At 33.6% G+C, this 16,196-nt stretch carries 17 protein-coding genes; 9 read left to right on the top strand and 8 right to left on the bottom strand.

All coding sequences use genetic code 11. The features are described 5' to 3' along the window. Positions 1 to 7 precede the first annotated feature (7 nt). From ASC72_RS03525 to trmD, 5 genes are all read right to left on the bottom strand, one after another. Positions 8 to 829 (bottom strand): DUF4249 domain-containing protein, encoded by an 822-nt coding sequence (locus ASC72_RS03525; RefSeq protein ID WP_056186755.1) that lies wholly within the window; start codon positions 827 to 829, stop codon positions 8 to 10. 38 nt (positions 830 to 867) lie between these two features. Further along, on the bottom strand, positions 868 to 3,249 hold the full coding sequence (locus tag ASC72_RS03520) for a TonB-dependent receptor (RefSeq protein WP_056186750.1): 2,382 nt from the start codon (positions 3,247 to 3,249) through the stop codon (positions 868 to 870). 135 nt (positions 3,250 to 3,384) lie between these two features. Then, positions 3,385 to 5,607 (bottom strand): NADP-dependent isocitrate dehydrogenase, encoded by a 2,223-nt coding sequence (locus tag ASC72_RS03515; RefSeq protein WP_056186746.1) that lies wholly within the window; start codon positions 5,605 to 5,607, stop codon positions 3,385 to 3,387. Positions 5,608 to 5,888: 281 nt separating this feature from the next. After that, complete coding sequence (gene rplS, locus ASC72_RS03510; protein ID WP_007804248.1) at positions 5,889 to 6,239, bottom strand: 50S ribosomal protein L19; 351 nt, start codon at positions 6,237 to 6,239, stop codon at positions 5,889 to 5,891. Between the two features lie 229 nt (positions 6,240 to 6,468). Next, positions 6,469 to 7,149 (bottom strand): tRNA (guanosine(37)-N1)-methyltransferase TrmD, encoded by a 681-nt coding sequence (trmD, locus tag ASC72_RS03505; RefSeq protein ID WP_056186742.1) that lies wholly within the window; start codon positions 7,147 to 7,149, stop codon positions 6,469 to 6,471. Positions 7,150 to 7,409: 260 nt separating this feature from the next. On the opposite strand from trmD, the gene ASC72_RS03500 reads away from it, so the two are divergent. From ASC72_RS03500 to ASC72_RS03465, 8 genes are all read left to right on the top strand, one after another. Beyond that, complete coding sequence (locus ASC72_RS03500; protein WP_056186740.1) at positions 7,410 to 7,769, top strand: hypothetical protein; 360 nt, start codon at positions 7,410 to 7,412, stop codon at positions 7,767 to 7,769. 71 nt (positions 7,770 to 7,840) lie between these two features. After that, positions 7,841 to 8,386, top strand: coding sequence for an NADPH-dependent FMN reductase (locus ASC72_RS03495; RefSeq protein WP_056186737.1), 546 nt, complete (start codon positions 7,841 to 7,843; stop codon positions 8,384 to 8,386). 52 nt (positions 8,387 to 8,438) lie between these two features. Further along, positions 8,439 to 9,302 carry a sugar phosphate isomerase/epimerase gene (locus ASC72_RS03490; RefSeq protein ID WP_056186734.1) on the top strand — a complete coding sequence of 288 codons (864 nt, stop codon included), beginning with the start codon at positions 8,439 to 8,441 and terminating at the stop codon, positions 9,300 to 9,302. 9 nt (positions 9,303 to 9,311) lie between these two features. Further along, entirely contained in the window at positions 9,312 to 10,217 is a 906-nt protein-coding gene (locus ASC72_RS03485) for a Zn-dependent protease (RefSeq protein WP_056186732.1), read from the top strand. 27 nt (positions 10,218 to 10,244) lie between these two features. Then, a complete protein-coding gene (locus ASC72_RS03480; protein ID WP_056186728.1) occupies positions 10,245 to 10,595 on the top strand; it encodes a cupin domain-containing protein in 351 nt (116 codons plus the stop codon). 142 nt (positions 10,596 to 10,737) lie between these two features. Beyond that, on the top strand, positions 10,738 to 11,886 hold the full coding sequence (locus ASC72_RS03475; RefSeq protein ID WP_241775604.1) for an MFS transporter: 1,149 nt from the start codon (positions 10,738 to 10,740) through the stop codon (positions 11,884 to 11,886). Positions 11,887 to 11,922: 36 nt separating this feature from the next. Further along, entirely contained in the window at positions 11,923 to 12,855 is a 933-nt protein-coding gene (locus ASC72_RS03470; RefSeq protein WP_056186723.1) for a peptidylprolyl isomerase, read from the top strand. A gap of 98 nt (positions 12,856 to 12,953) precedes the next feature. Beyond that, entirely contained in the window at positions 12,954 to 13,262 is a 309-nt protein-coding gene (locus ASC72_RS03465) for a cytochrome c (protein WP_056186720.1), read from the top strand. Between the two features lie 115 nt (positions 13,263 to 13,377). On the opposite strand, the gene ASC72_RS03460 is transcribed toward ASC72_RS03465, so the two are convergent. The 3 genes from ASC72_RS03460 to ASC72_RS03450 all read right to left on the bottom strand — a co-directional run bounded on the left by ASC72_RS03460 (position 13,378) and on the right by ASC72_RS03450 (position 15,709). Then, entirely contained in the window at positions 13,378 to 13,773 is a 396-nt protein-coding gene (locus tag ASC72_RS03460) for a GreA/GreB family elongation factor (RefSeq protein WP_056186717.1), read from the bottom strand. A gap of 361 nt (positions 13,774 to 14,134) precedes the next feature. Continuing rightward, positions 14,135 to 14,689: a thioredoxin family protein gene (locus ASC72_RS03455; RefSeq protein ID WP_056186714.1), complete on the bottom strand. Its 555-nt coding sequence runs from the start codon at positions 14,687 to 14,689 to the stop codon at positions 14,135 to 14,137. Between the two features lie 126 nt (positions 14,690 to 14,815). Continuing rightward, positions 14,816 to 15,709: an alpha/beta fold hydrolase gene (locus ASC72_RS03450; RefSeq protein WP_082564224.1), complete on the bottom strand. Its 894-nt coding sequence runs from the start codon at positions 15,707 to 15,709 to the stop codon at positions 14,816 to 14,818. Between the two features lie 134 nt (positions 15,710 to 15,843). On the opposite strand from ASC72_RS03450, the gene ASC72_RS03445 reads away from it, so the two are divergent. After that, the gene (locus ASC72_RS03445) at positions 15,844 to 16,179 is read left to right on the top strand and encodes a tRNA-binding protein (protein WP_056186710.1); all 336 of its coding nucleotides are present in this window, start codon (positions 15,844 to 15,846) and stop codon (positions 16,177 to 16,179) included. Positions 16,180 to 16,196: the final 17 nt, after the last annotated feature.

Raw genomic sequence — 16,196 nt, 5'->3', positions numbered from 1 at the left:
AGTTTATTTATTTAATAGTGTATTTTTTTAAATCGGTTTCACAAAGGGAAAAATAGCCTAAAGGATAATTATTTTTATCCGTTGTATTGATGATATTTCCTTTTACTGTTGCTGGAGGAGATTGAAACGGACCGCCAACGTTACTGCCTGCAATACTTACTAGAATATTCATATAATTGTAATATTGTTTCGAAATTCCGTAATGTGTTATTTCAATTTCATTTCCAACTTCTAATTCGTCATCATCTGAAAGACTGAAAAATTCATTCCCATTAAAAAATTTATCTTCATCTACATAATAACTTGATTTGATTTTATTGGAATATATATGGCGGTACAAATAAAAATTATCAATATTTCCGGGATCATTATAAAAGGCTCTTATTTCAATATCTTTTCCTGTAAAACCACCTTCATTATTTTGTTCAATTCGGGTAATTGGCGCTACAGATTTTAGAGTTTCACTTGCTGTATAAGTACTTCCGCTAGTAATTACAGTCAAGGTGTATTGTTCTTCGATTACAGGCTTGAAATTTGTGCATACATATCGACCCGTTTTTGGAACCTCTATAAAATTGAAACGTTCATTATTACTGTTTTTTATATAAATAGTTGCGCCGGAAACAGTTGGAATCACGTTTTCGAAATAACCGGTTGTTGTTGTCAATTTGATAGTTTGTTGTTTGCCTGTGGTGCTTTTCTGCCAGTTTATAGCGGCTTCAATTACCAATTTCGGTGGCGCAGTATCTAAATCCACATCAACAACTTCTTCGCAGCTAGTGAAGAAAATCAATATAAAAAATACAATTAGTAAAGTTACTTTTTTCATGTTATATATTTTTAATTTCTGATAACAGAAAGTAATTTTTAAAATTTAAAATTATAACTCACGGCGGGTACAATTCCGAAAATCGATGTTTTTACGGCTTCGTTTTCACCAGTATCTACATTTTGGCGGAAATTAATTGAGGCTGCATTTTGTCGATTGTATAAATTGTAAATACTAAAAACCCATTCGCCTTTCCAGTTTCGGTCTTTATTTTTTCTTGGAGTTAAAGTTGCCGAAACATCCAGATGGTGATAGGCAGGTAAACGGTACTCATTTCGTAAGCCGTAACTCGGAACTGTAATTCCTAAATATTCGTATTGTCCATTCGGATAAGTGACTGGTTGTCCGGACTGCAAAGCAAAGTTAGCACCAAATGACCATTTTTCGTTCAGATTATAAGCAGAAGTAATGGCTAAATTATGCGTTTTGTCATAGGCAGAACTATACCATTGGCCATTATTTATCCCCGTTTCTTCGGGAGTTCTTCCCGGAGTTTGTTGTTCTGATTTGGATAAAGTATAGGATATCCAGCCATTGAATTTGCCTTCATTTTTTTTGAACATTACTTCTAAACCATAAGCACGCATTTGCCCATTTAAAATTACTTGTTCGATTGCATTATTTGCTATTAAATCAGCGCCATCAATATAATCCAGGCGATTTTGAATTTCTTTGTAATAGGTTTCAACTTCAATAGAGTAGGCTCCATTTTTAATATTTCTGAAGTAACCCAATGCTACCTGATCTGCAATTTGAGGTTTGATATAAGTATCACTCGGCATCCAGACATCCAGAGGAGTAGGAGATGAGGTATTTGAAATCAACTGAAGATATTGCGCCATTCGGTTATAACTCGCTTTGATCGCCTGATCGTCGTTTAATTGGTAAGAAGCTGAAAAACGTGGTTCGAGATTATTGTAACTTTTAATAACCTTGTTTTTTCCGCAATATTTAGTGTCAACTGGAGTTCCTTTTTCGTAAATCTGCAAATCCGGGTTAAAAACAACAGCATTATTGTTTTCGTATAAATTTACCGTTGATTCGCCTAAACGATAAAATAAACTGTATCGCAATCCGTAAGCAATCGTGAATTTCTTCGAGATTTGATTTTCAGCATCAATATAAACTGAAGGCTCAAAAGCATACTTTTTATCTAATTGATCTGAATTTATACTGGATTCAGAATCAGTAGGTTTTATAGTTCCGGGATTGAATTCGTAATAGATTCCATTTAGACCATAATTCAGTTTGAATTTATCCGAAATGTAATGTTTAAAATCATATTTGATATTGTAATTCCTAATACCTGAATCCCATTTGAAACCAACAAAATCTAAATCAAGACCGTAATAATAATCGCTGTATATCAAAGAAAGGTTTGAAAATAATTTTTCAGAAAATAAATGATTCCAACGAAGATTTAAAGTTGAATTACCATAAGTATTGGTAAAGCTTTTGTTTAAACTGAAAACATCACGCCCAAAATAACCAGATAAATATAAATTGTTGTTATCGTTGAGTTTGTAACTCAATTTAGTATTTAAATCATAAAAATAAGCTGAATTATCTTTCTGGCCTTCTGATAGTTTAAGAAATAAATGAGCGTAGGAAGCTCTTCCTCCAATCAAAAAGGAACCCCGATCTTTTACAATTGGGCCTTCAGCAAGGATTCGGCTGGAAATTAAACCGATTCCTCCATTTAAATGAAAATCTTTACTGCTACCGTCTTTCTGATAAATATCCAGAACAGAAGATGCTCTACCGCCGTAACGTGCCGGAATTCCACCTTTGTATAATTTTAAATCTTTAATGGCATCCGGATTAAAAACGGAGAAGAAGCCAAAAACGTGAGAGGAATTAAATATTGTTGCTTCATCTAATAAAATTAAATTCTGATCGGCACCGCCACCGCGAACGTTGAATCCAGACGCACCTTCGCCAGCATTAGTAACCCCTGGAAGCAATAAAATAGATTTTAAAACATCAACTTCGCCTAAAACGACAGGCATTTTTTTGATGGTGGCAATCGAGAGTTTGTTTGCGCTCATTTCTGGCGACTTGATATTGATTTTACCTTTGTTATCTTTAATGACAACTTCCTGAAGTTCTTCGCCGCCTTCGCTCAAACCGAAATTCATTTTGGTGTTTTGATTTAAGTTGACAGTTTTCTGAATAGTTTGAAATCCGACGTAAGTAATTTCTATTTGATGGTCGCCAGCGGGAACGGTAAGCGAATAAAAGCCATATTCGTTAGTCGTAGTTCCTATTTTTAAAGATGGGATATAAATATTGACACCAATTAAGGTTTCGTTGTTTTTAAAGTCGGTTATGGTGCCGCTTAAAGTAAATTTCTCCTGCGAAAATGAAGTAAAAGTTGTGAAAATTAGAATAAGAAAAATGCTTATTTTTTTTGTAATCATTTTCGGGATTTTGATTTACATAGTTATGAATTCTTGCTAAATATTAGGACGTAACGATTGTTAAACATTAGTTAAGATAAAAAAAAGACAACCTTTTAGGGTTGTCTTTTTAAATATATTATAACAATATGTTACTTATTTTATTTTAGCAATAATTGCATTGAATGTTTCACTAGGACGCATTGCTTTGTTTACTAATGCCGGAGTTGGTTGGTAATAACCACCAAGTGTTTGAGGTTTTCCTTGTGCACCAATTAATTCAGCATCTATTTTAGCTTCGTTAGCTTCAAATTCAGCAGCGATTGGAGTGAAAATAGCTTTCAGTTCTGCATCTTTATTTTGAGCAGCCAAAGCCTGCGCCCAATAGAATGCAAGGTAAAAGTGAGATCCACGATTGTCAATTTGCCCTATCTTACGTGCTGGAGATTTATCATTAGCCAAGAATTTATCGTTTGCTTCGTCTAAAGTTTCAGATAAAACAATTGCTTTAGAATTATTCAAAGTTTGTCCTAAATGTTCTAATGAAGCACCAAGCGCTAAAAATTCTCCTAATGAATCCCAACGTAAATATCCTTCTTCAGTAAATTGCTCAACGTGTTTAGGAGCAGAACCCCCGGCACCTGTTTCGAACAATCCGCCACCGTTCATTAACGGAACGATAGATAACATTTTAGCTGAAGTTCCTAATTCTAAAATTGGGAATAAGTCAGTTAAATAATCACGTAAAACGTTTCCTGTTACAGAGATAGTGTCTAAGCCTTTGATGATTCTGTCTAAAGTAAATTCAGTTGCAGCGATCGGATTTAAAATACGGATATCTAAGTTTACGGTATTGTAATCTTTTAAATATTTTTGAACTTTTGTAATCAATTCTCTGTCATGCGCTCTGTTTTCGTCTAACCAGAAAACAGCAGGCGTATCAGATAAACGAGATCTGTTTACTGCCAGTTTAACCCAGTCCTGAATAGGAGCGTCTTTCGCCTGACACATTCTGAAAATGTCATTAGCCTCAACGTTTTGCTCCATTAAAACGGTTCCTTTGTTATCAACTACGCGAACAACTCCATCACCTTGTATTTGGAAAGTTTTGTCATGAGATCCGTATTCTTCTGCTTTTTGAGCCATCAAACCTACGTTAGGAACACTTCCCATTGTTTTAGGATCAAAAGCACCGTGTTTTTTACAGAAATCTATAGTTGCAGTATAAAGTCCTGCGTAAGAGCGGTCGGGAATGACTGCGATTGTATCTTGTTGTTTACCTTCTTTATTGTACATCTGTCCAGAAGTACGAATCATAGCTGGCATAGAAGCATCTACAATTACGTCTGAAGGAACGTGTAAGTTTGTAATTCCTTTATCAGAATTAACCATTGCCAAAGCCGGTCCGTTTTCGATCGCTTTCGTAATGTCAGCTTCAACTTCAGCTTGTTCAGGTCTTCCTGCAATTTTTGCGTAGATATCACCTAAACCATTTCTGGTATCAATGTTTAATTCATTGAATAAAGCCTCGTATTTTTTGAAAAGATCAGCAAAATAAACTTCAACGATAGCGCCAAAGATAATTGGATCTGATACTTTCATCATTGTCGCTTTTAAGTGAACAGAAAGTAATAAACCTTCTTTTTTAGCATCAGCAATTGCTTCAGCCGCAAAAGATTTTAATTTTTTTACACTTAAAACAGCACTGTCAATGATTTCTCCTGCTTTTAAAGGAGTACTTGCTTTAAGAACAGTAGTTGTACCATCTTTAGCAACGAATTCAATTTTTACATCATTAGCTTCTGAAACAGTAAGTGATTTTTCACTTCCGTAGAAATCACCATTTGGCATAGAAGCTACCTTAGTTTTTGAGTCAGCAGACCATGCACCCATAGAGTGTGGATTTGCTTTTGCAAAGTTTTTAACCGCTCTTGGAGCTCTACGATCAGAGTTTCCTTCACGTAAAACCGGGTTTACGGCAGAACCTAAAACTTTAGAATATTTAGCTTTAATTTCCTTTTCGGCATCGTTTTGAGGCTCTTCAGGGAAGTTAGGGATTTTGTAACCATGAGATTGTAATTCAGCAATAGCCGCCTTTAATTGCGGTACAGATGCAGAAACGTTTGGTAATTTGATAATGTTAGCTTCAGGTTGTGTTGCTAACTGACCAAGTTCAGCAAGAGCGTCTCCAGTTTTTTGATCATCTGTTAAGACTTCAGGAAAATTAGATAAAATTCTACCTGCTAACGAAATGTCTCTGGTTTCAATAGCAATCCCAGCCGTAGCAGTAAATGCCTGAACAATTGGTAACAAAGAATAAGTCGCTAATAGAGGCGCCTCATCAGTTAAGGTGTAAAAAATTTTTGAATTCTGTGTCATTTTTTTTTTTTTTTATAATCGTATCGTCAAAAGGATGGCGATGGAAAAGGTATAGTCGGCTCAAAATGAGCGGAGCAAATATAATAAAATCAGTCCGAAAACGGTGTAGTTTTGGAGAGAAAAACAGGAATTATGAGATTGTTATTTTGGAATCTTTAAATTGTCAAATCGATGATTTTGATATTAAAATTTTACGGTTTTGATATTTTGAAAATAAGGCACAAAAAAAAACTCGTTTCAAATGACATGAAACGAGTTTTTTATAACAAAGAGATAAATGATTATCTTCTTTTATCTTTAATCTTAGCTTTTTTACCAGTAAGTTCTCTGAAGTAGAAAATTCTAGCTCTACGTACAGCACCTTTTTTGTTGATTTCAATTTTTTGCAAAGCTGGCAAGTTTACCGGGAAGATACGCTCAACTCCAATAGCCCCTGACATTTTACGAATAGTAAAAGTTTCTGTGTTACCAGAACCTCTTCTTTGAATAACAACTCCTTTAAAAAACTGAGTTCTTGTTTTTTCACCCTCTTTAATTTCGTAGAAAACTGTGATAGTATCTCCAGCTCCGAAAACAGGGAAATCTTTTTTAGCAACTAATTCGGTTTGAACGAATTTCATTAAATCTGCCATGATATCTTTAATTATGGTTTTTTATATAGAGCAACATTCACGGATCTCGCCAGAGGTTAGTCTAATTCGGGTGCAAATGTAGAAAATAATTATAAATTATGAATTATAAATTATGAATTATTTTAAGTTGTTGATAAAATGATGTTTAGCCGCAGTTTTCGGTCGCAGTTTTCAGTCAAGGCGATCTGAAAATTTACATTTAAGCTGGGACTGAGACTGAAAAAAACTTTTAATGCCCTTCTAATAAATCCGGTCTCCTGTTCTTTGTATGTTCGTACGCCATATCCTCGCGCCATTTATCGATTTTTGCAAAGTGACCGCTTGTCAAAACTTCCGGTACTTTCCATCCTTTATAATCTGCAGGTCTTGTGTATATAGGCCCTGAAAGCAAATTGTCCTGAAAACTATCTGTCAATGCAGAAGTTTCATCACTTAGTACTCCTGGAATTAATCGAATCAAAGCATCTGATAAAACCAAAGCACCTAATTCTCCACCAGATAAAACATAATCACCAATCGAAATTTCTTTGGTAATAAAATGATCACGTACGCGTTGATCCACACCTTTATAATGTCCGCATAAAATGATAATGTTTTCATACATCGACATAGTGTTAGCCATTTTTTGGTTCAGCGTTTCTCCGTCTGGAGACATATATATGATTTCATCATATTCACGCTGACTTTTCAAATGCGTAATACAATCGTCAATTGGCTGTACGGTCATTACCATTCCCGCGCCACCTCCAAACGGATAGTCATCGACACTTTTTTGTTTATTGGTAGTATAATCCCGCAAATTATGAAAATGTACTTCAACTAAACCTTTATCAATGGCTCGTTTCATGATCGAAGCCTCAAACGGACTCTTTAATAATTCTGGTAAAATTGTAATAATATCAATTCGCATTTTTTTTCTTCAAAAGTTTTGAAGTGCAAAGATACAAGTAAATAGTTGAGATAATTAAAAACAAAATTCAAATAATCAGTTCCCAGCGTACATAGGTAATAAATCTAAGTTTTTGATTATGAATTGTGTAACTAGTAGTTTTTCAGTTAAATAGGTAATAATTATATAACATTTTATTATATTTATGTAAATTTTTAAGTACTAATTTTAAGTACTATTATATACCTAATTTAATTCTAAAAACATAAATCTATCACCTTATGAAAAATATCCTTTTATTGCTCGTTACAATCCTATTTTGTTCATGTTCAAGTTCAAAAATCACAGGAGATCAAATGGTTGGAAAAACAAAACAGAATCTTCTAAAAACCTGGGGAACTCCCATAAGAGTATTTGATAATACTACAAATGGAGAAATATTTGTTTATGCGGATCAAATTTATGATGAATCAAATAGAAATGATTCAAGAGAGGCAGGTTCAAGTTATTGGAAGTATACCTATTTGTATGTAGATAAAAATGGAAAGGTCTCTTCTTTTAGAAATGAAAAACAAAATTATCCTCCACAAGCGCTGGATTCTGATAAATTGGCAACAATGAATTTATTGACTGCAAAGTAATCAGAAGATATTATTTGTTGTGTTAGATTTTAATTTCTTTATTTTTAAAGAAATTAATTTTTACGATTACAATGTCTTTCAAAAAAATAAAAATCCTCGCCATTACGGGCAGTACAAGAAAAAAATCAAGCAATTTTAAAATCTTAAAATATATTTCGGAAGAGATAAAAAAGGAGTTTGAAGTTGAAATTTTTGAAAATTTGGATAAACTTCCACATTTTAACCCAGATTTAGATACAGATAATCCGCCGCAAACAATTATTTCATTCAGAAATAAAATTGCTCAGGCTGACGGAATCATAATCTGTGCTCCTGAATATGTTTTCAGTTTACCCGGCAGTTTAAAAAATGTTTTAGAATGGTGTGTTTCTACCACAATTTTCTCCAAAAAGAAAGTCGGATTGATTACGGCTTCTGCTTCTGGAGAAATGGGGCATGAACAATTAATTTTGATAATGAAAACTTTAGAAGCACAATTTGAAGATGAAAATCTGCTTTTGATACAAGGTGTTCGTGGGAAAATTAACGAAGAAGGAAAAATTGTAAATAACGAAACCCTTGCTGCTCTACATCAATTTATCGCTAATTTCGAAAATCAATTTTTTACTGAAATGTGATGCATTTCAATAAAAAGAGTAGATTTACTTTCGGATTTTTTTAAGATAAGAAATGATCACAAGAAGAAACTTCATTATAAATACAAGCTTGGCTGCAACTGCAGTTTTAGCCTTGCCATCATTTGCATTTACCATGGATAAAAAAGAAATAGGTTTACAGTTATACACCTTACGTGATGAACTTCCAAAAGATGTAAAATCAACTTTAGAAAAAATTGCAAAAGCAGGATATACAACAGTCGAAACGTATGGCTTTTCTATCAAAGACCAATTTTGGGGATTGTCTGCTCCGGAACTAAAGAAAATCTTAGACACGAATAACTTAAAAGCCGTTAGCGGACATTATAATTTAGGAAGCTTTTTATATGATGGAAATTTAGAAGAAGTTAAAGCGGCAATTGAAGCTGCCAAAACTTTAAAAAATGAATACTTAACAGTTCCCTGGGTTGATGAACCTTTTAGAAATGATTTTCATAAGATTGCTGCTCGTTTAAACGAAGCCGGAAAAATGTGTGCAGATGCTGGTTTAAAACTAGCTTATCATAATCACGATTTTGAGTTCAAAAAGCATGATGGTGTCACAGGTTATGAGATTCTGTTAAAAGAAACAGATAAAAATTTAGTTTCTTTTGAATTGGATTTATATTGGGTAGTCCGTTCAGGTAACGATCCGCTTAAGTTATTTAAAGAAAATCCGGGACGCTTTAAATTGTGGCATGTTAAAGATATGGATAAAGTAAATCCGGCCTTAAATACTGAAATTGGTGTAGGCTCTATTGATTTTAAACCTTTTTTTGCAACAGTAAAACAATCCGGAATGGTTCATTTTTTTGTTGAACAGGAAAATAATTACACTCCAAATTCTTTTGATTCCATTAAAACTAGTTACGATTTTATTGTAAAAAAATTAATCTAATAATAATTTATGAAGAAATTTCTTTTGCTGTTTTTGGTGGTTCTTTGTTCGTGTCACTCCGAAAAAAAAGAAAATTTAATTCCAAAGCCACAATCAAAACCGGAAGAAACTTTACCGCCGCAACCCTATTTTACAGCCATTAAAATTAATGATGTTAAGCTTGGGGAGCCTGTTTTTGGTGAATGGCTGTATTCTCATAAAGAAAAAGGACAGAGTTTTGAACAATTCATGAAAACACCTCATGTTGTTCCATCAAAAGAAGAGAATATTATTTATTTAAAACCTATCGGAAAATTTGATTTGGTACAATTAAAACAAATTGAATTAGTTCGTCAGTACTTGCAGATTTTTTTTCAGTTAGAAACTAAGGTTTTAGAAAATGTTTCTAACGATATTATTCCTGATCATGCCAGACGAATTGGTGATGTAGGACAGGAGCAGTTTTTAGCAGGGTATATTTTAAACCATGTTTTGAAAGAAGAAAAACCTCATAAAGGAATTGCTTTAATGGCAATAACAGAAAAGGATTTGTATCCCAAACCGGAATGGAATTATGTTTTTGGACTGGCATCTTACAGAGATAAAATCGCAGTAAGTTCTATTCACAGAATGCAGGAAGAAGCAGATTTTACTTTATGTTTAGAACGATTGTTGAAAATATGTTCTCATGAAATCGGACATATGTTTGGCCTGCATCATTGTATTAATGCTAACTGTGTGATGAATGGTACCAATAGCATGCCGGAGACAGATACTCATTCTATAAGATTGTGTTCGCTCTGTCAAAGAAAATTAAATTCAGGATTTAAATACGATAATAAAAAACGGTTAATAGAACTAGAAAAGTATTTTAAGGAAAACAATTTAACTGAAGGAATAGAGTTAATGAAGAAGGACCTAAAAAGTATTAAATAAATAAAAAAATAATTAAATAGAGTTAGTATGCAAAGTTTCGGATCAAGCAAAGAATTTATAAAAGGAGACGATATAGAGTGGGAAGTTGTTGGCGAAGGAATCAAACGTAAAATCCTGGCCTACGATGATCGCGTAATGTTGGTCAACGTTTATTTTGAAAAAGGCGGAATTGGTACTTTGCATGAACATTATCATACTCAGGTAACCTATGTTTCAAGTGGTAAATTTGATGTTACGATTTCCGGAGTTGCGCAGACATTAAAAGAAGGTGATAGCTTCTACATTCCGCCTCATGCGATTCACGGAGTTGTTTGTTTAGAAGAAGGAATGTTAACTGATGTATTTAGCCCGATTCGTGAAGATTTTATGAAAAAATAAAAGCTTAGAAATCAATACAATTTCTAAAATACCAATCTAATTTGATCTTACTGTTGAAAAATTTATAGATTTTTTAAAGTTTTGATAAAGATTAGATTGGTATTTTTGCATTATGAATTTATCCAAAACGAATGTCTTATTTATGGCAGCTTGCACTGGACTTATAGTTGCAAATCTGTATTACTGCCAACCTTTAATTGTTTTAATTGCCAACGAATTTAAAATCCCTGAAGCTAACGCTGGTACAATAACGTATCTGACTCAGGCCGGCTATGCAATCGGTTTGTTTTTTATGGTGCCGCTTGGTGATAAACTCGAACGTAAAAAGCAAATTTTAATGACCACTTTTGCTTCTGTAATTGCATTGATTATTGCTGCAACAGCAAAAAGTTTTTTCATTTTACAAATTGCTTCTTTGTTAATCGGAATTACTTCGATTGTGCCACAGCTTATTTTGCCTTTGGCAGCCTCATTAAGTTCAGTAGAACAACGAGGAAAAGTTATCGGAACAATTATGAGCGGTTTATTAATAGGGATTTTACTTTCCCGAACTCTAAGTGGTTTTATTGGTCAGGTTTTAGGCTGGAGATCGATGTTTTATATCGCTGCCGGAATTTGTCTTTTGATCTTTTTTGTGATTCAGAATAAATTCCCCGTTAATAAACCTCAATTTCAGGGAACTTATGGTCAATTAATTCAATCTCTTTTTACCTTAATAAAAACACAACCAATTCTGCGAGAAGCGACATTGATTAATGTATTTAGTTTTGCCCAATTTGGAGCTTTCTGGACGACAATGGTTTTGTTACTTTCCGGAGAACCGTTTCATTTTAATAGCGCTACGATTGGTTTATTCGGAATTGTTGGAGCTTCCGGAGCATTGGCAGCGCCATTAGTTGGAAGACTGGGAGATAAGGGAGGTTCAAGAGTTGCAGTTGGTTATGGTTGTTTATTGATATTGATAAGCTTTATAATTTTCTATTTTTCAATAGAAAGTGTCATCGGAATTGCAATCGGAATTGTTTTTATCGACATCGGAATTCAGGGGGTTCACATTTCAAATCAAACCAGAGTTTATTCGTTATTGCCCGATGCCAGAAACAGATTGAATACGGTATTTATGTCTTTTAGCTTTTTAGGAACTGCAGCCGGATCTGCTTACGGATTGTTATTGTGGAAATTAGGAGGATGGCATGCAGTAGCTATGGGATGTGTTGGTCTTTCAATATTGGCATTAACGGTTTATGGTCTCACATATAAATCAAAATCTAAAAAATTGATAAAAAATTAATTTGTAAATTTGCATTCAAAATTAAAAATAAGAACAATGGAAAACGGAATATACGCTAAATTCAATACTAGCAAAGGTTCGATTTTAGTAAAATTGACACACGACTTAACACCAGGTACCGTAGGGAATTTTGTAGCTCTTGCAGAAGGAAATATGGAAAATAAAGTAAAACCACAAGGACAAAAATTTTATGACGGATTGACTTTTCATAGAGTAATTCCTGATTTCATGATTCAGGGTGGATGTCCTAAAGGAACTGGAACTGGAGATCCAGGATACAAATTTGATGATGAATTTCACCCAAGTTTAAAACATGATCGCCCGGGAGTTTTGGCAATGGCAAATTCAGGACCTGCAAGTAATGGTTCTCAATTTTACATTACTCACGTTCCAACTTCTTGGTTAGACGGAAAACATACTGTTTTTGGTCACGTAGTAGAAGGTCAGGATGTTGTTGATGCTGTTGCTCAGGGAGATAATCTTGATGCGGTAGAAATCATCAGAGTTGGTGAAGAAGCTGAAAAATTTAATGCTATTGAAGCTTTTGTTGGTTTAAAAGGTGCACGTCTTAAAAGAGATGCGGCTTTAAAAGCAGAATCTGAAGCCAAAATGGAGCAATTGGCTGCTGGTTTTGATAAAACTGATAGCGGTTTACGTTACAAAATGATTCAAAAAGGAGACGGCAGAAGAGCAGAAGCTGGTAAAACAGTCGCAGTTCATTACGAAGGATCATTAGAGAACGGAAAAGTTTTTGATTCTTCTTACCCAAGAAAAAAACCAATCGAATTTAGATTAGGTCAGGGACAGGTTATCGAAGGATGGGACGAAGGTATTGCTTTATTACAAGTGGGTGACAAAGCTCGTTTTGTAATTCCATCTGATTTGGCTTATGGTGCTGCTGGAGCTGGAGGAGTTATTCCACCAAACGCAACTTTGATTTTCGACGTTGAATTAATGGAAGTAAAATAAAAATTTTACAAACAATTTAGTATTGTTTTAAATAGTAATCCCATATGTTTCGGCATATGGGATTTTTTTATATTTACTTTTAAAATAAACCAAAAACAATGAAAGTAAAAATATTGACATTAGCTGCAGTAACGTTAGTTGCAGTTTCGTGTGGTACAAAAAAAACAGCTTCAACTCCAGATACTCCAGCTGTAACTGTAATGGTGAAAGCTGAAGAATTAACTCCTGAATTGGCAGCAGGTAAAAGTATGTATGAAAATAGCTGTGTAAAATGTCACAAGCTATATGAGCCAAAGAAATTTACTCAGGAAGAATGGGCGCCAATTTTAGTGAGAATGCAGAAAAAAGCGCATTTAGATGACGTTCAAATGGCTTCAGTTACAAGTTATATACATTCTCAATTATAGGAGAATCAACATAAAAGAAATTATAATTAAACTATTCAGTAAATCTTTATTGAATAGTTTTTTTATTTTAAAATAGAATATAAAAAAACACCTTCATGATGAGGTGTTCAAAAAACTAGGAATCGTGTGAAGGTGTGTTTTCAACTTCAATTATTTTTAAGGTTTTAATTCCGGCCGGTAATTCCCAATCTACCTGATCGTTTTCTTTAAAACCAATTATAGCCACGCTTAATGGCGCCAGAATAGATATTTTTCTTTCTGTTACATTCGCTAATGATGGCAAAACGATCTGAATTTTCATTTGTTTATTGGCTTTAACATCTTCAATCGTTACATGCGAATTAATTCGGATAATAGAATTGTCTAAAACGCTTTCTTTACTAATAATAGCACGATCGAGTTCTTGCGAAAGCTGACCGATTTCTTTAGCGTTTGTTTCGTTTTTACTTTTTAAAATCAACTCTCTTAAGAGCTGATAATCTGTTTTGCAGAAAGTGGGTATTGGTTTCATATCTATTTTATTGTTTAATGAATAAAGCAAAAGATCAATGTTCAATTGCCTGCATTAGCAAATTGAACGTTGAATTTATTTGGAAATTTTAAAGTGGTAAGTAAACTGTTATTTGAAATAGTAAATCATTTCAAATAAATCGTAAATTAAATTTTGTGGTAATCCTCCGCCTCAAAAGAAAATTTGAAATATACGGAGGCCTAATTAATAAAGGCTTTATTATGAGAATTAAATACAGCAGTGCATTGTTTCCTTTTATGAGAAAACAACAAGGGGTTAGCTGTAAATATATTTATAATGTTCACGGTAAAATAATTAATCGGACTGGTAAAGATAGGTAAACTTTTTAAAGTCTAAAAACTTATTTCCATTTGATACCACAGCCAATACTTGGTTTTTGCGGATCTTTCAAACTTCTGTTGTAAATTAAAGCATCAATAGCACTTCGCAGATCGCTTCCACTTAACGGGATTCCGTTTCCAGGCCTTGAATCATCTAATTGGCCACGGTAAAATAATCGGTTTTGATTATCAAATAAATAAAAATCAGGAGTACAGGCTGCTTCATAAGCTTTAGCGACTTCTTGGGTTTCATCGAATAAGTAGGGGAAATCTATTTTGTTTTCAAAAGCAAATTCAGTCATCAATTCAGGGGAATCCTGCGGAAATTTTTCAACATCATTACTCGAAATAGCAACTACTCCCAATCCCTGAACGCGATAGTCATTGGCAATCATGATAATTTCTTTGAGGACATGAAGCACAAAAGGGCAATGATTGCACATAAAAATGACAAGAGTACCTTTTGATCCTTTTAAATCTTCAAACGAATATTCATTATTAGAGTTAGTATCTTTTAGATTAAAGTCTGGAGCAATTGTTCCAAGGGGAATCATATTTGAAGAAGTTCGTGCCATTTTTTCTAAAGAATTAGTTATTCAAAAATAACTTTTAATTCTGTATAAGAAAGAGCACAAGGGTAAAAATAATTATCCAAAGAAGTTTTCCCCTGCAAGTAAAACCTCTTTGGATAATTATTTTTTTTATGAATTAAGGAAATTTAATAAATCGTTATTTAGTTTTTCCCTTTCTGTATAAAATAAGCCGTGTGGTGCGCCTTCATATACAATATAAGTATTATGGGTAATTGATTCGGCCGCTTTTTTTGACGTAAGTTCAATTGGAACAATTTTGTCATCATCGCCATGAATGATTAAGGTAGGAACTTTTATATAATCTAATTCATTTCTAAAATCTGTAAATGAGAAAGATTCTGCACATTTTAAAGTCGCACGTGGAGAAGCAAAAGAACATAATGTTCTGTAATATTCTAAAAGAGCAGTACTCAAAGGTTTATTAATAATGTTGATACCAAAGAAAGTTTTTCCAAAATTATCTACAAACCCAATTCTGTCCTCTTTGATTGCAGCTGCAGTGGTCTCGCTTTTCTCTCTTGGATGCCCGTCTGGATTGTCATCGGTTTTTAATAAAAATGGAATTATAGAAGAAATCAAAGCTGCTTTAGTAACACCCTTTCCACTATGACGACTAAAATAACGAACTACTTCGCCACCGCCCATAGAAAAACCAACAAGTGTTACATTTTCTAATTGAAGTTGCTCAATGATTTCTTTCAAATCATCTGTCAAAGTATCATAATCATATCCATCATATGGCTGTGATGATTTACCAAATCCACGGCGATCGTAAGCAATTACTCTGTAGTTATTTTGAACCAGAAAATCGATTTGATATTCCCACATTTCGTTAGAAAGCGGCCAGCCATGAATCAGAATTACTGGTTTTCCTCTTCCGTAATCTTTTACATAAAGCTGTACATTTTGGGCTGTTTTTATATATTTATCAGTATTTTGTTCATGAATATCAAAATCAAAATCTTTTATAGAGCCGTCGTTGTTGAGGATCGTATTTTCCATTTTCTATATTTTTTTGTGTTAGCTTACAATTTTACTCGTAAATTTAGAAGCACGGTTATAAAAAAAGGTTATAGAATTAAGGATAATAATTACAAAATTAATAGGTTTGTAATTCAACTATATTGAAAATAAAAATGGATTTGACCTGGCAAGAATTTGAAAGAACCGAAATGCGAGTAGGAACTATTATTAATGTAAATGATTTTCCCGAAGCAAAAAAACCGGCATATCAGCTTACCATTGATTTTGGTGCCGAGATTGGTGTCCGAAAATCATCGGCACAAATAACGTTTCATTATAAAAAAGAAGATTTAGTAAATCGACAGATTATTGCAGTAGTTAATTTTCCCAAAAAACAAATCGGAAAATTCATGAGTGAATGTCTGGTTCTTGGAGCAATAGGCAAGGAGGGAAATGTAATTCTGTTGGCTCCCGATTTTAAAATTGAAAATGGATTGCGTATTGGTTAGTTTTTGCAACCAACTGC

The organism is Flavobacterium sp. Root420, assembly GCF_001427905.1.
Lineage (GTDB): Bacteria > Bacteroidota > Bacteroidia > Flavobacteriales > Flavobacteriaceae > Flavobacterium.
Note: the sequence above shows the minus strand (reverse complement) of the source record. Positions and strands in the feature narration are given on the sequence as shown.

What these genes read in the sequence shown, in the direction of transcription:
- ASC72_RS03455 (WP_056186714.1), bottom strand. Translation starts at nt 14,689, where the DNA reads ATGGCACGAACTTCTTCAAATATGATTCCCCTTGGAACAATTGCTCCA.
- ASC72_RS03460 (WP_056186717.1), bottom strand. Translation starts at nt 13,773, where the DNA reads ATGAAACCAATACCCACTTTCTGCAAAACAGATTATCAGCTCTTAAGA.
- ASC72_RS03450 (WP_082564224.1), bottom strand. Translation starts at nt 15,709, where the DNA reads ATGGAAAATACGATCCTCAACAACGACGGCTCTATAAAAGATTTTGAT.
- ASC72_RS03480 (WP_056186728.1), top strand. Translation starts at nt 10,245, where the DNA reads ATGCAAAGTTTCGGATCAAGCAAAGAATTTATAAAAGGAGACGATATA.
- ASC72_RS03525 (WP_056186755.1), bottom strand. Translation starts at nt 829, where the DNA reads ATGAAAAAAGTAACTTTACTAATTGTATTTTTTATATTGATTTTCTTC.
- trmD (WP_056186742.1), bottom strand. Translation starts at nt 7,149, where the DNA reads ATGCGAATTGATATTATTACAATTTTACCAGAATTATTAAAGAGTCCG.
- ASC72_RS03475 (WP_241775604.1), top strand. Translation starts at nt 10,738, where the DNA reads ATGGCAGCTTGCACTGGACTTATAGTTGCAAATCTGTATTACTGCCAA.
- ASC72_RS03445 (WP_056186710.1), top strand. Translation starts at nt 15,844, where the DNA reads ATGGATTTGACCTGGCAAGAATTTGAAAGAACCGAAATGCGAGTAGGA.
- ASC72_RS03485 (WP_056186732.1), top strand. Translation starts at nt 9,312, where the DNA reads ATGAAGAAATTTCTTTTGCTGTTTTTGGTGGTTCTTTGTTCGTGTCAC.
- ASC72_RS03500 (WP_056186740.1), top strand. Translation starts at nt 7,410, where the DNA reads ATGAAAAATATCCTTTTATTGCTCGTTACAATCCTATTTTGTTCATGT.
- ASC72_RS03490 (WP_056186734.1), top strand. Translation starts at nt 8,439, where the DNA reads ATGATCACAAGAAGAAACTTCATTATAAATACAAGCTTGGCTGCAACT.
- ASC72_RS03470 (WP_056186723.1), top strand. Translation starts at nt 11,923, where the DNA reads ATGGAAAACGGAATATACGCTAAATTCAATACTAGCAAAGGTTCGATT.
- ASC72_RS03465 (WP_056186720.1), top strand. Translation starts at nt 12,954, where the DNA reads ATGAAAGTAAAAATATTGACATTAGCTGCAGTAACGTTAGTTGCAGTT.
- rplS (WP_007804248.1), bottom strand. Translation starts at nt 6,239, where the DNA reads ATGGCAGATTTAATGAAATTCGTTCAAACCGAATTAGTTGCTAAAAAA.
- ASC72_RS03515 (WP_056186746.1), bottom strand. Translation starts at nt 5,607, where the DNA reads ATGACACAGAATTCAAAAATTTTTTACACCTTAACTGATGAGGCGCCT.
- ASC72_RS03520 (WP_056186750.1), bottom strand. Translation starts at nt 3,249, where the DNA reads ATGATTACAAAAAAAATAAGCATTTTTCTTATTCTAATTTTCACAACT.
- ASC72_RS03495 (WP_056186737.1), top strand. Translation starts at nt 7,841, where the DNA reads ATGTCTTTCAAAAAAATAAAAATCCTCGCCATTACGGGCAGTACAAGA.